Source organism: Amycolatopsis thermalba (genome assembly GCF_003385215.1).
In the GTDB taxonomy this organism is placed as follows: domain Bacteria; phylum Actinomycetota; class Actinomycetes; order Mycobacteriales; family Pseudonocardiaceae; genus Amycolatopsis_E; species Amycolatopsis_E thermalba.
In genome coordinates, this window is the sequence record NZ_PQHW01000001.1 from 135,282 (window position 1) to 147,998 (window position 12,717).

13 protein-coding genes are annotated in these 12,717 nt (G+C 73.2%); 3 read left to right on the top strand and 10 right to left on the bottom strand.

Translation table 11 applies throughout. The annotated features are described in order from the left end of the window. Nucleotides 1-39 precede the first annotated feature (39 nt). Nucleotides 40-918: a helix-turn-helix domain-containing protein gene (locus D0D15_RS00630; RefSeq protein ID WP_115944155.1), complete on the top strand. Its 879-nt coding sequence runs from the start codon at nt 40-42 to the stop codon at nt 916-918. On the opposite strand, the gene D0D15_RS00635 is transcribed toward D0D15_RS00630, so the two are convergent. From D0D15_RS00635 to D0D15_RS00680, 10 genes are read right to left on the bottom strand one after another with little or no spacing between them, the layout of a single operon-like run. After that, nucleotides 862-1,770, bottom strand: coding sequence for an alpha/beta fold hydrolase (locus D0D15_RS00635; RefSeq protein ID WP_115944139.1), 909 nt, complete (start codon nt 1,768-1,770; stop codon nt 862-864). The genes D0D15_RS00630 and D0D15_RS00635 overlap by 57 nt on opposite strands. A gap of 1 nt (nt 1,771) precedes the next feature. Further along, nucleotides 1,772-2,455, bottom strand: coding sequence for an isochorismatase family protein (locus D0D15_RS00640; RefSeq protein WP_094002725.1), 684 nt, complete (start codon nt 2,453-2,455; stop codon nt 1,772-1,774). Further along, nucleotides 2,442-3,107 (bottom strand): SRPBCC family protein, encoded by a 666-nt coding sequence (locus tag D0D15_RS00645; RefSeq protein WP_115944140.1) that lies wholly within the window; start codon nt 3,105-3,107, stop codon nt 2,442-2,444. Before D0D15_RS00645 ends, D0D15_RS00640 begins: the two co-directional genes overlap by 14 nt. Next, nucleotides 3,104-3,601, bottom strand: a complete 498-nt coding sequence (locus D0D15_RS00650; protein WP_094002723.1) for a (2Fe-2S)-binding protein — start codon at nt 3,599-3,601, stop codon at nt 3,104-3,106. Before D0D15_RS00650 ends, D0D15_RS00645 begins: the two co-directional genes overlap by 4 nt. Then, a complete protein-coding gene (locus tag D0D15_RS00655) occupies nt 3,598-6,000 on the bottom strand; it encodes a xanthine dehydrogenase family protein molybdopterin-binding subunit (protein WP_094002722.1) in 2,403 nt (800 codons plus the stop codon). The genes D0D15_RS00650 and D0D15_RS00655 overlap by 4 nt, the downstream gene beginning before the upstream one ends. After that, complete coding sequence (locus tag D0D15_RS00660; protein ID WP_115944141.1) at nt 5,997-6,860, bottom strand: FAD binding domain-containing protein; 864 nt, start codon at nt 6,858-6,860, stop codon at nt 5,997-5,999. The genes D0D15_RS00655 and D0D15_RS00660 overlap by 4 nt, the downstream gene beginning before the upstream one ends. 19 nt (nt 6,861-6,879) lie before the next feature. After that, complete coding sequence (locus D0D15_RS00665; RefSeq protein ID WP_094002720.1) at nt 6,880-8,274, bottom strand: MFS transporter; 1,395 nt, start codon at nt 8,272-8,274, stop codon at nt 6,880-6,882. A gap of 37 nt (nt 8,275-8,311) precedes the next feature. Further along, nucleotides 8,312-9,583, bottom strand: a complete 1,272-nt coding sequence (locus tag D0D15_RS00670; protein WP_094002719.1) for an FAD-dependent oxidoreductase — start codon at nt 9,581-9,583, stop codon at nt 8,312-8,314. Continuing rightward, on the bottom strand, nt 9,580-10,353 hold the full coding sequence (locus tag D0D15_RS00675; RefSeq protein ID WP_094002718.1) for a maleate cis-trans isomerase family protein: 774 nt from the start codon (nt 10,351-10,353) through the stop codon (nt 9,580-9,582). The genes D0D15_RS00670 and D0D15_RS00675 overlap by 4 nt, the downstream gene beginning before the upstream one ends. Continuing rightward, on the bottom strand, nt 10,350-11,396 hold the full coding sequence (locus tag D0D15_RS00680) for a 2,5-dihydroxypyridine 5,6-dioxygenase NicX family protein (RefSeq protein WP_094002717.1): 1,047 nt from the start codon (nt 11,394-11,396) through the stop codon (nt 10,350-10,352). The genes D0D15_RS00675 and D0D15_RS00680 overlap by 4 nt, the downstream gene beginning before the upstream one ends. A 130-nt stretch (nt 11,397-11,526) precedes the next feature. Between D0D15_RS00680 and D0D15_RS00685 the strand changes: the two genes are divergently transcribed. Together D0D15_RS00685 and D0D15_RS00690 are read left to right on the top strand one after the other, a co-directional pair. Continuing rightward, a complete protein-coding gene (locus D0D15_RS00685) occupies nt 11,527-12,030 on the top strand; it encodes a MarR family winged helix-turn-helix transcriptional regulator (protein ID WP_094002716.1) in 504 nt (167 codons plus the stop codon). A 34-nt stretch (nt 12,031-12,064) separates the two neighbouring features. Then, complete coding sequence (locus D0D15_RS00690) at nt 12,065-12,706, top strand: LysE family translocator (protein WP_244214918.1); 642 nt, start codon at nt 12,065-12,067, stop codon at nt 12,704-12,706. Nucleotides 12,707-12,717 lie beyond the last annotated feature (11 nt).

Sequence of the window (12,717 nt, forward strand, 5' to 3'; positions counted from 1 at the left end):
CGGCTCGTTCACCGCCGGGATCTCGGCTACGTTCGGATGATGTTCGACTCGCCCGACTTCGATCTGGCGCCCTACGCGGGGTTCGGCACGTCGGCGCCGGTGCGGCGCACCTACTGCAGCTGGGCCGACGCGGGCTGGCGGTCGCTGCTCGTGCAGTGCTTCGACCACGCGCCGGCGGTCGAGCAGCTCCGGCTGCCCGGCGTGTCCGACGTCCACCTGATCCTCTACGTGGCCGGGGACGTGGACATGCGGACGCGCGCGGACGGGAAACCGGTCCGCCGCCGCCGGGCGCCCGGCGACCTCGAACTCGTCGTGCCCGGCCGCGCCAGCGTGCGCGACTACCGCGCGCACTCCGCGATGCGCACGATCCAGGTGCACATCCCGTCGGCGACCCTGGCCCGGACAGCGGCCCAGCTGGACGGCCCGGCGCCGGACTTCGCAGCGCTGTCCGCCGCGCTGGCCGCGGGCGATCCGCTCGTCGGGCAGCTCCTCCGCGCGCTGCCCGCCGCCCGCGACACGGACGATCTGTACGCCGAATCGGCTGCCGCGTTCCTCGCCACGCACCTGGTGACGCGCGGCCGGCACGCGCCGCCGCCGGGGCCGGAGCACGCCGCCGTCCGCGCGGCCATCGCCGTCATGCGGGACCGGCTGGCCGAGCCGCTGACGCTGGCCGACATCGCCGCCGAGGTGCACCTGAGCGTGTACCACCTGATCCGCGTCTTCCGGGCGGCGACCGGCGAGACACCCCACCGGTACCTCACCCGGCTGCGGATCGAGCAGGCCCAGCGGCTGCTGTCCGGAACCACCCTCACCCTCGCCGGCATCGCCGCGCGGTGCGGCTTCGCCAGTCCCGGCGCGCTGTCAGCGGCGTTCCTGAACCAGGTCGGCGTGCGGCCCTCGGCCTACCGCGAGAACTGATCGCAGCGCCTCGCGCAGGGCGGTGAGGGCGGTTGCGGGCTGGTCCCAGAACACCATGTGCCCGGCGTCCGGGATCGCCACCAGTTCGGCGGCCGGGTTGGCGCGGCCGGCTTCGGCCGCGCCGGCGGCGGTGACGACCGGGCTGTCCCCGCCGTACAGCAGAACGGCCGGGGCGGGCACGTGGGGCCAGTGGTCGAAGAAGTCCTCCGACTCGAAACCGGCGTGGGTGGCGGCGATCGCGGTGCGGGAGCACGACGACAGCCACCGGGCACGCAGCTCCTGTTCGCGGCGCGGCCACCGGGGCCAGGACCGCGCCACCTCGTCGGCGTCGGTGCCGCGGCGGGCCTGGTCGAGCTGGCCGAGGAACGCCTCCAGCGTGGTGGGATAGGGGCCGCGGCCGGGGCCGCTCATCGGTGGGTCGGCCAGGATCGTGCCGCGCACCTCGCAGCGGGCGGTGGCCGCGGCCGCGATGCGCGCTCCCATCGAATGTCCGAAGAGGACCGGCCGGTCCAGCCCCAACCCGGAGGCGACGGCAGCGACATCAGTGGCGTAGGTGGCCAGGTCGTAGCCCTGCGGCCGGGTATCGGCACTGTCGGACAGCCCGCGGCCGCGGACGTCGAGCACGATCGGGCGCACCAGGCCGGTGAGTTCGCGCGCCACGAAGTCCATCGTGATCGCGGGGCTGGTGATGCCGGGCAGCACGAGCAGCGGGATGCCGTCCGCCGGCCCGTAGTCGAGCAGGTGCAGCCGCACCGCCCCGGACCGGACCCAGCGGCTGGTCGCCGGGACCGCCGCGAGGTCGGCGAGCGCGGGCTGGCTCAGCGTGCGCGCGGACGGGGACTCGGGAACCATGTCAGGACACCTTCCTGCCGGCTCGGTCCGGCGCGTCGAGGTAGGCCACGGCGTCGGCGAGTGCGACCACGTCGGCGTACTTGGCCTGCAGGTCGAACAGCGCCGCGTCGTGCGGCCCGCGGGCCCGGTCGCCGCAGGCTTCGCGCACCACGAGGGTGTCGAAGCCGGACTGGACGGCGTCCACGGCGGTCGCCCGGACGCACCCGGAGGTGGTGGCTCCGCAGACGAGCGCGGTGTCCGCGCCCAGCCCGGTCAGCAGCGCCGCCAGCCCGGTTCCGTGGAACGCCGAAGCGCCCTTCTTCAGCACGAGGTGGTCGCTGTCGCGGCAGTCCAGCCGGGGGTCGAGCGCAACGGCGTCACTTCCTTCGCGCAGGCCGCGCATGCCGGGCGCCTTCCGGAGCCAGGCCACGGCGTCCCCCTCGGCCTCGGCCGGGGTGTAGCTGATCGCGGTGTAGATCACCGGGACGTCACCGCGTCGGGCCGCGCTCACGAGCGTGGCGGCCGCGGTCACTTCGGCGGTCAGGTCGGCTCCGGACGGGAAACCGGGTTCGGTGAAGCCGCGGGTCAGGTCGACCACGATCAGGGCCGGGCTCTGTCCACGCGGGACGGTGGCGCCGAACCCGGCCCGGTCGTAGACAGCGTCGGTCTCGGCGCCGTGCAGGCCGCGGTGGTCATCGACGGGCACGCTGCAGCTCCTTGATGAGTTTGTCCTGGGTGCGGATCCGGCCCAGCAGCCAGCCCTGGAACAGCCCGAGCGCGGCGGCGACCGCGACCGCGGCGTACCGCTTGGCGCCCGGGGGCAGCAGCATGGCCAGCCCGTCGAGGGACTCGCCGCCGTCCGCCGGGACCGGCGCCGCCGGAGCGGCGGCCCGGGGCTCCTCCCTCGCGCCCGGCTGGGCGCTGAGCTGGGCGGCGAGGTTGCGGGCGAACTGGTCGAGCAACCGGGCCGACACGGCACTGATGGCGCCCTTGCCGAACTGGGCGAGCTTGCCACGGAGGGACAGGTCGGTGCGCAGGTCGATGGTGGCGCCGCCGGGGGCCTCCCGGACGATCAGGGTGACGTCGGCTTCGGCGTCGCCGTTGCCGTGGGTGTCCGCTCCCCGCGCCGACAGCCGCAGCCGCCGCCCGGTGGTGTCGACCTCGGTGAAGCGCACCTTGCCGGAGTAGGCCGCGGTGATGGGGCCGACCTTGACCTTGACCCGGCCCAGGTACGCGTCGCCCTCCTGCCCGTCCAGGGTCGCGCCCGGCAGGCAGCCCGCGACCCGCTCGACGTCGTTGATCAACGCGAACACCGCGCCGGGATCGGCCGGGACGGACAGCTGGTTTTCCAGGATCACGAGGTCACTTCCTTCTCGGTGTCACGACGGCGGGCCGCGGTCGCCGCGACGGCGTCCACGATCGTCTGGTAACCGGTGCAGCGGCACAGGTTCGCCGAGACCGCTTCGCGGATCTCCGCGCGGTCCGCGTCCGGTTGCTGGGCCAGGAATCCCTCGGCGAGCATCAGGAATCCCGGCGTGCAGAAGCCGCACTGCAGCCCGTGGTGCTCGCGGAAGGCCTGTTGCAGGTCGGACAGCTCACCGTCCTGGCTCAGCGATTCGACGGTGCGGATGTCGGCGTCCTCGGCCTGCACGGCGAAGACGAGGCACGCGCGCACCGGTTCGCCGTCCACGAGGACGGTGCAGGCTCCGCACACGCCGTGCTCGCACCCCGCGTGCGCGCCGGTGAGGCCGAGGTCGTGGCGCAGGACGTCGAGCAGGGTCTTGCGGGGCTCGACGACGGCTTCGTGCTCGCTGCCGTTGACGGTCAGGACGATCAGGTGCCGGTCGGTCATGAGGCGGTACTCGTTTCTCGCTCCGGGGCCGCGTCGAGCGCGGCGAGCACGGTCTGCGGGTGCACCGGTGTCGTGTCGAGTTCGACACCGGTGTGGCGCAACGCGTCGTTGATCGCGTTCAGCACCGCGGCCGGCGCGCCGATGGTGCCGCCTTCGCCGGCGCCCTTCGCGCCGTTCTCGGTGAACGCGCAGGGCGTTTCCAGGTGGGACACGGTGATGTCGGGGATCTCGGTGGCGGTCGGCACGAGGTAGTCGATGAAGCTGGCGGCCGACGGTTCACCGTTGCCGGCGTAGGTGACCTCCTCGAACAACGCGCCGGCGATGCCCTGGGCGATCCCGCCGCGGCACTGCCCGTCGACGACCTGCGGGTGGATCACCACCCCGCAGTCCTCCACGCACACGTAGCGCAGGATCGTGACGGCGCCGGTGCCCGGGTCGGCCTCCACGACCACGGCGTGCGTGGCGTTGGAGAAGGTGCCGTCGCCGGGCACGTCGAAGCTCGCCGTGGCCGTCAGCGTCGGTTCGACGTCCTTGGGCAGCAGGTGGCTGCGCAGGTAGGCGACGTCGGCGATCTCCTCGAACGACGCGCGCCGGCCCGGGTCGTCGATCTGGACGACGCCGCCCGCACCGTCGAGGCGGACGTTGTCCGGACTGGTCTCCAGCAGGTGCGCCGCGATCCGGCACAGCAGCTCACCGAGCCGCGTGGCCGCCAGCGCCACGGCCGAGCCGCCGATGGTCACCGACCGCGAGGCGAAGGTTCCCCACCCGTAGGCGATGCGCTCGGTGTCGCCCTGGCGCAGCTTCACCTGGTCGAGGTGCACCCCCAGCCGGTCGGCGACGATCTGCGCGAGCGTCGTCTCGTGGGACTGGCCGTGGTTCATGGTGCCGCTGGTGACGACGACCGAGCCGGTGGTGTCCATCCGGATCTCGGAGATGTCGAACCCGGGCACCACGGTCATCTTCCGTTTGGCGAAGGCGCCCGACCCGTACCCGGTGCGCTCGGAGAAGCAGCAGAACCCGATGCCGATGTGCCTGCCCTCGGCGGTCGCGGTGTCCCGGAACTCGAACCACCCCTCGTCGCGCAGCGTGGCTTCGGCCAGGTCCAGCGATTCCCGGTAGGTGCCGGGGTCGTAGGTGACGGCGTTGACGCCGGTGTAGGGGAACTGGGTGATCAGGTTCCGCCGCCGGATCTCCAGCGGATCGAGGCCGAGTTCGCGCGCGGCGCGCTCCATCACCCGCTCGATCGCCATCACGTACTGGGGCCTGCTGACGCCGCGGTAGGGCGCGGTGGGCGCCTTGTTGCTGGTGATGGCGCGGGCCCGGACCCGGTAGGCGGGCACCCGGTACACGCTGGGCATCTCCGCCGAGGCCATCAGCGGCTCGATCCCGGCGGTGAACGGGTAGCAGGAGTAGGCGCCCATGTCGCACACGATGTCGGCGTCCAGGGCGGTGATCCGCCCGCCGGCGTCGAACGCCGCCCGGGTGCGGTAGCGCTGCTCCCGGGCCAGGAACCCGGCGGTCAGGGCCTCGCGCCGGTCCTCGATCCACTTCACCGGCCGGTTCAGGCGCCTCGCCGCGGCCGCCACCGCGATCTCCTCGCGCCCGACCACGCACTTCTGGCCGAACCCGCCGCCCATGTCCGGGACGGTGACCCGCACGGTCCGCTCGGGCACGCGCAACGAGCGGGCGAGCGCGGTGCGCACCTGGTGCGGGACCTGGGTGCACATCTGCACCAGCAGCTGGTCGTCGTGGTCGTCCCAGGACGCGATCACGCCGCGGGTTTCCAGCGGGAGCGCGTTCTGCCGTCCGCTGCGGGTGACGACCTCGACCACGCACGCGGCGGCCGCGAACGCCTCGTCCACCCCGGGGGTGTCGAACATGGACACGTCCAGCAGCACGTTGCCGGGTGCTTCCTCGTGCACCAGTGGCGCGCCCTCGGCGAGCGCGGTCTCCTCCGACACGATCGCCCCGAGGGGCTCGTAGTCCACGACGGCCAGTTCGGCGCCGTCCTCGGCGAGGTAGGGGTCCCGCGCGACGACCAGCGCGACCGGTTCGCCGGTGAACCGCACCTTGTCCCGGGCCAGGATCGGCATCGCGGTCGGCGCGAACTCCTCGGGCGGGCGGTCCAGCAACGCGACGATGTCGCCCAGATCGAGGTCGGCCGCCGTCCACGCGGCGACGACCCCGTCGACCGCCAGGGTGGCCGACAGGTCGATCCCGGTGATCCGGGCGTGCGCGACCGTGGCGCGGACGAAACACGCGTGCAGCGTGCCGGGCGGCTGGATGTCGTCGACGAAGCGTCCCCGGCCGGTGAGCAGCCGCGGGTCCTCCCGCCGGGGCACCGACGCGCCGACCCACCGGCCGCCTCGCCCGTCGAACCGCGGAGCACCGTCGCTCATCGCGTCACTCCTTTCTCCCACGCCTGGTGCAGGGCCTGGACGACGAGCGTCCGGGTGAGCCGGCGGCGGTAGGCGCTGCTGCCGGCGGCGTCGCCGGGCTGGTCGACCGCGGCGGCCGCGGCGTCGGCGCACGCGGCGAACAGGTCCCGCCCGGGGTCACCGGCGGCAAGGACGGCCTCGGCTTCCGGGACCCGGACGGGCGCCGGCGCGACGCCGCCGACCACCACCCGGCCCCCGTCCTCGTGGAGGCTGACCGCGACGTCGACGATCGCGAAGTCGCCGTGGCGGCGGGCGAACTCGGTCAGCGCCGGCCTCGGCGACGGCCGGGTGAACCGCACCGCCGTCACCACCTCGTCCGGTTCCACGGCGGTGGTGTAGAACCCGTGGAACATCTCCGCGGCCGGGATCTCCCGCCGCCCGCCGGAGCCGTCGGCGACGATCACGGCGTCGAGCAGGAGCGCGAGCAGGCACCACTCGGCGGTGGCGTCGCCGTGCACGATGCTGCCGGCCACCGTGCCGCGGGAGCGGATCGGCAGGTGCCCCACCCACCGCATGGCACGCGAGAGTACGTCGAAGTCCGGCCCCAGCTTCGCCACCTCGACCGCCCGGTGGGTGACCAGCGCCCCGATCTCCAGCCCCGCGCCCGCGCGCCGCAGGCCGGTCAGGGCCGGATCCCGGCGCAGCGGCCCCAGGTCGACCAGGGCCGTCGGCCGGGCGAGCCGGAAGTTCATCATCGGGACCAGGCTCTGCCCGCCGGCGATCAGCTTCGGCTCCTCGCCCGCCGCGGCGAGCTCGCCGAGCAGGCCGATGGCGTCGGGCACGTCGTGGGCCCGGTGGTAGGCGAACGCGGCGGGCTTCACGGTGTCGACCTCCTGTCGTTCACGGCACCTGCGTGGTTTTCGCGGGCGCCTCGGGCTTGGCCGGGACGGCGATCCGGTCGAGCTCGCGGCCGCGGGTCTCCGGCGCCCCCAGCATCATGAACACCACCGCGGCCACCACGAGACCGCCCAGCACGGTGAACGTCAGCGGCAGTCCGAGCACCGGCCACAGGAGACTGCCGAACACCAGCGGCGCGAAGCCGGTCACGGCCCGGCTCGACGACGACGCCCAGCCGAAACCGGACGCCCGCAGCTCCGTCGGGTACAGCTCGGACACGTAGGCGTACATCACCGGGATGACCACCAGCGCCAGCATGCCGAACGCGCCGATCGCGATCACGGCGCCGGTGGGTGAGCCCAGCAGCAGCGAGAACACCACGAGCGAAAGCGCCGCGAGCGGCCCGGCGACCGCGACGATCCGCTTGCGGCCGACCTTCTCCACGAGCAGCACCGCCACCGCGACGCCCACGATGCCCAGCGCGTTCATCAGCGCGGTCGAGGCGAAGGCCGCGATCTCCCCGAACCCCTGGGCGCGCAGGATCGACGGCATCCAGCTCAGGGCGGCGTAGTACACCAGCATGACGCTGATGAACAGCGACCACGCGACGGCCGTGATCCGCGGGCTGAACGCCCACACCCGGCGCAGCTGGTCGAACGCGGCCGTGAGCGCGCCGCCGCGAGTGTCCTCCACGACCGCCGGCGGGATCGTGTACGGCTCGGCGGGCGCGCCCGTGCGGCGGACGAGGTCGTCGATGACCGCGCGGGCCTCCGCTTCCCGGCCCTTGCGCACCAGGTACAGCGGGGATTCCGGAACCCCGCGCCGGACCCAGAACAGCAGCAGCGCGGGCAGGATCATCAGCACCAGCATCCAGCGCCAGTTCCCGGACACCGGGACCAGCAGGGTCGCCGTGACGGCGGCCAGGGTGGTGCCCACCGGCCACCAGCCGTCCATCGCCGAGAGCACCCGGCCGCGGTGGCGCCGCGGGGAGAACTCGCTGACGATCGCGTAGTCCACCGGGATGCACCCGCCGAGCCCCACCCCGGCCAGGAACCGCAGAGCCAGGAAGACCTCCACGTTCGGCGAGAGCGCCCCGAGCACGGAGAACAGGGCGAACACCAGCAGCGTGATGCTGAACGCCCGTTTCCGGCCGATGCGGTCGGCCACGGTGCCCCACACGACGGCCCCCACCGCCATGCCGATCAGGTTGGCGGTCGCCACCAGGCCCTTCTGGCCCGGTGACAACCCGAACTCGGTCCCGACCAGCGGCGTGAGGAACCCGTTCAGGGCGACGTCCCACGCGTCGAACATGTAGCCCAGACCACCGATGAGGAAGATCTTCCCCTGCACGCTCCAGCGCCAGGGCAGGTCCTGGACGATCTGATCTCCGGTACGCATGAATCGCTCCGTTGCGATTGTCGGCCAGTTCCGCGCCTCAGCGGGCGAACTGGTAGTTGATGGACTCGGTGTCCGGATCGGTGAGCGGGCTGCCGTTCCACAGCCAGTCGTAGGACACGTCGGACTCGCCGTCGAACCGGCGCAGCTTCTCGTCGCGCTCGCGCTGCTCGGGACCGTCGGGCAGGTGGTAGAAGCTCATGTTCTGCAGGGACGCGTCCTGGACCATGCCGGCGTGCTTGGCGCGCCGGTCGACGTAGCGGATCAGGGCGCCGTCGATCCCGTCGCGGGTGACGCGTCCCAGCTCCTCGGCGAGCACCGCCGCGTCCTCCATCGCCTGGGACGCGCCCTGGGCCTGGTAGGGCAGCATGGCGTGGCAGGCGTCGCCGAGCAGGGCGACCCGCCCGTCCACCCACACCGGATCGCGCCGGCGCCGATACATGGCCCACACCGACACATCCTCGTCCTTGGCCTTCGACAGCACGGCCGGGACCCGGTCGTCCCAGTCCCGGTACTCCGCCGCGAGCTGCTCGGCGGTCGCCGGGCCGCTCCACTCGCGGGCGATCGTGTCGGTGCACGGCACGATCGCGACCACGTTGAGGTACTGGCCGCCGCGGATCAGGTAGTGCACCAGGTGCTTGTCCGGGCCGTACCAGATCGTGGAGTGGTAGCGGTCGACGAGGAACCGGGTGGCCGGGTCCTGGGCGACCAGGTCCCCGGGGATCAGGGCGCGGTAGGCCATCTCGCCGGAGAACACCAGCGTGTCGTCGAACCCGGCGAGATCGCGGACCGCGGAGCGGATGCCGTCCGCGCCGATCACCACGTCCCCGGTGAACCGGCGGCCGTCGGCGGTGATCACCGCCGGGCGTTCCGGCTGGGCGCGGTCCAGCTCGACCACCCGCGCGCCGGTCGCCACCTGGACCACCGGCCCGTGGCCGTCCGGGTCCACGCACGCGTCCAGCAGCACCCCGTGCAGGTCGGCGCGGTGGTAGTGCCAGTACGGGGCGCCGTAGGTGTCGGTGACCCGCTGTCCCAGCGGCAGCTGGGCGATGATGCTGCCGTCGGCCCACCGGCGGCGGACCTGGTCCTGCGGCTCGGTGCGCACCCGCTCGAGCTGCGAGCGCAGGCCCAGTCCGATGAGGATCCGGCTGGCGTTGGGCGCGGTCTGGATGCCCGCGCCGATCTCGCCGAGCTGCGGCGCCGCCTCGACCACGGTGACCCGCAGGCCCCGCTGCCGCAGCGACAGTGCCGCGCACAGCCCGCCCAGGCCGCCCCCGACGACCACGACTTCGAACGACTGGCTCGCCGTCACGCCGGCCTCCTCGTCTCGCTGTCCGCCCCGGCGAGCAGCCGCCCGGCCCCCGGCACGCGCGGCGGGAGCCCGAGTTCGGTCAGGATCCGGAACGTGGTCGCGGTGGCCGCCGACAGGACCGGGATCCCGATCTCGTCCTCGACGGGCTGGATCGACGGCAGCGACGGCATCTGCACGCACGCGGACAGCACCAGGGCGTCCACTCCGGACAGATCGAGTTTGCGGTAGTGCTCGCGCAGGTCGTGCGGGTCCAGCCGGGCCACCGCGAGGTTGTCCGGCACCTCCAGCGACAGCGCGTCCACCACCTCGACCCCGGCGTCCTCGATGTAGTCCGCCACCGCCTTCGTCAGCGGCTTCAGGTACGGGGTGATGATCGCGATCTTCGCGGCGCCCAGCGCCGCGAGGCCGGACAGCAGCGCCCCCGCGCTGGACACGACCGGCGCGGCGCAGCCCTCGGCGCGCAGAACGCGGGTGATGTCGTCCTCGGCCGTGCAGTGGTAGCCGGGTCCCTGGGCCATGATCGCCACCAGGCAGGCGGTGGCGACCACGTCCGGGCGGGCGTCGGCGAGCTCGGCCGCCGCGCGTCCGGCCTGGGCGTTCATCGCGCGCAGCTGCTCCGGGTCGACGTGCTGCATGCGGGCCCGCGCGGAGTGGAAGACGAACGCCTCCCCCGGCTCGGCCTCTTCGCGGGCGCGCAGCATCCGGGGCAGCTCGGTCTCCATGGTGAGGTTCGAGCTGGGGACGATCATCCCGATGTGGTGGTCGGTCATCGCTTCGCCGCCGGGCGCATCTCCGGCACGGTCAGCTCGCCGGCGTCGACGATCAGCTCGTCGTCGAGGTAGAGCGAGTTGCCGCGCATCGGGATGTCGAAGTGGCAGGCGGTGTCGTTCGGGCCGCCCAGCTCGTTGTTCGGGCCGATGGAGAACATCACGTTGCCGTAGAAGCTGCGCAGCTCCATCCCCATCCCGCCGGGGAACTGGGTCAGGCCGTGCCAGTGCGCGCGCTCGTCCAGGCCCCAGCCCACGTGGCTCATCCCGTAGCCGCGGGGGTCGTGGAAGCTTTCGATGTAGGAGCGCAGCAGGTCGGCGTCCAAACCGGACGATCCGGCGCCGCCGCGGATGTCGCGGATGAAGCCCTCCTCGATGGTGATCTCCACCGGGGTCTGCACGTAGGTGTTGAACGGCAGCAGCACGTCCCCGGGCGACAGCACGATCTTGCCGTCCACGCCGTCGTCGGCGCCCCCGGTGAACACGAACGCCGCGGGCCAGTGGTCCCAGCGGCCCGGGGTGTCGGTGTAGCCGTACTCCGACAGCGTCGGGTACACGCCGAGCCGGTAGGTGACGTCGGTGCCGGCCGGGCTGGTGATCCGCATCGTGCTCGCCTTGGCCAGCAGCTCGGCGCCGATCTCCACCCGCTCGCGCAGCTCCTTGGTGGGCATCAGCCGGGCCAGCAGCTCGGGCGGCTCGACGGCGGTGAGGATGCGGGTGCCGGCTTCCTGGATGGCGAACTGCTCCTTGCTGAACAGCAGGAACGTGCAGTCGACGACCATGTCCACGCCCTTGAGCGCGTCCACCGCGCGGGGGATGTTCCCCAGCCCGGAGTCGCCCACCGCCCACGCGCCGGACGCGCTGGCCGGCGAGGGCAGGCGCATGTGGTAGGTCGCGGCGCCCAGCTGCTGGGCGGCCCACAGGAAGGCGTCGGCGTACTCCGCCCGCTCGCCGCCGCGGGTCAGCACCACCACGGTCTCGCCCTCGTGCACGCCCGAGAGCGTCAGCTGGCGCAGGCAGATGTCGTTGAACAGGTTCTGGTCCATCGTTGACCACCTCCGCTATTAATCCGAACACGTATTATCCGGATACGCAAGAGTTTGGGCCGGACTGTCACGGCGGCGCGATCGTCCGGACACGTAGGATCACGGGAAGCCGCGAGAGTGGGAGGGTTTGATGGGTGAGCCAGCGCGGGCAGGCCGGCGCGGCCGGGGGGCTCCGGCCGTCGCACCGGCGCCTCCTCCGGATCTGCTGGCCGCCCCCGGGTACGGCGCCCGCCGCATGTACCAGGCCTACCTCGCCGCGTGGAACCGCCACGTCGACCCGGTGCTGACCGGGCCCCAGTTCGCGGTCCTGTCCGCCGTGCGGGCCTACCCCGGCAGCGACCAGAGTTCCCTGGCCGGCGCGGTCGCCCTGGACACCTCCACGATGGCGGACCTGTGCCGCAGGCTCGAACAGCGCGGCCTCATCCAGCGCGTCGAGTCGCCCCGCGACGCGCGCCGCAAGCTGCTGTCGCTCACCGAGGAGGGCTCGGCGGTGCTGACGGAGGTCAACCGCCGGGCCCGCCGCCTGGACAAGGCGCTGCTCGGCTCGGATTCGAGCGATGTCGACGTCGCGGGGCTGCTGAACACCCTGGGCGCGCGCTGGGAGGCCGTCGCGGCGCTCGACGAACTGGACTGATTTCGTTTGAAACCGCGGTCGTACCGCGGGCAGGATGCCGGGCGTGGATCTGCTCGCGGTGCTGCCCGCCTTCGCCCTGGCCGTGGTCCTGATCTCGGCCTCGCCGGGGCCGGCGATGGCCTTGATCCTGCGCCGGGCGGCGGTGCGGGGGTTCCGCGGGGCGGTGCCGACCGTGCTCGGTCTCGAAGCCGGTCTGTACGTGTGGGCGTTGTCCGCCGCGGCGGGGCTGGCGGCACTGGTCGCCGCGTCGGAGGTCGCGTTCCTCGTGCTGCGGGTCGCCGGCGCGGCGTTCCTGATCCACCTGGGGATCAAGGCGTGGCGGTCGGCCTGGCGCCCGGCCGCGCCTGCCGACGAGCCGCCCACGGCGCCGGCCACGGGCTGGGCCGCCGCGTTCGGCGAAGGCCTGCTCGTCATGCTGGCGAACCCGAAGGCGGCCGCGTTCATGATCGCGTTCTACCCGCAGTTCGTGCCCGAGGGCCGGCCGTTGTTCGGCACGACGGCGCTGCTCGCCGCGTTCCAGGTGGCCCTGGAAACCGTCCTGTACCTGAGCCTGGCGGCGGCGGTCGGGCGGGCCGGCGGGTGGTTCCGCCAGTCCGCCGTCCGCCGCAGGCTCGACGCGATCAGCGGCACCGTGCTGGTCGCACTCGGCGTGCGGATGGCCGTGGACGGCCGGTGATGGCGCGGCCG

Excerpts from the sequence above, each read along its gene's own strand:
- D0D15_RS00630 (WP_115944155.1), top strand. The coding sequence starts at position 40 with ATGTTCGACTCGCCCGACTTCGATCTGGCGCCCTACGCGGGGTTCGGC.
- D0D15_RS00635 (WP_115944139.1), bottom strand. The coding sequence starts at position 1,770 with ATGGTTCCCGAGTCCCCGTCCGCGCGCACGCTGAGCCAGCCCGCGCTC.
- D0D15_RS00650 (WP_094002723.1), bottom strand. The coding sequence starts at position 3,601 with ATGACCGACCGGCACCTGATCGTCCTGACCGTCAACGGCAGCGAGCAC.
- D0D15_RS00655 (WP_094002722.1), bottom strand. The coding sequence starts at position 6,000 with ATGAGCGACGGTGCTCCGCGGTTCGACGGGCGAGGCGGCCGGTGGGTC.
- D0D15_RS00665 (WP_094002720.1), bottom strand. The coding sequence starts at position 8,274 with ATGCGTACCGGAGATCAGATCGTCCAGGACCTGCCCTGGCGCTGGAGC.
- D0D15_RS00675 (WP_094002718.1), bottom strand. The coding sequence starts at position 10,353 with ATGACCGACCACCACATCGGGATGATCGTCCCCAGCTCGAACCTCACC.
- D0D15_RS00680 (WP_094002717.1), bottom strand. The coding sequence starts at position 11,396 with ATGGACCAGAACCTGTTCAACGACATCTGCCTGCGCCAGCTGACGCTC.
- D0D15_RS00685 (WP_094002716.1), top strand. The coding sequence starts at position 11,527 with ATGGGTGAGCCAGCGCGGGCAGGCCGGCGCGGCCGGGGGGCTCCGGCC.
- D0D15_RS00690 (WP_244214918.1), top strand. The coding sequence starts at position 12,065 with ATGCCGGGCGTGGATCTGCTCGCGGTGCTGCCCGCCTTCGCCCTGGCC.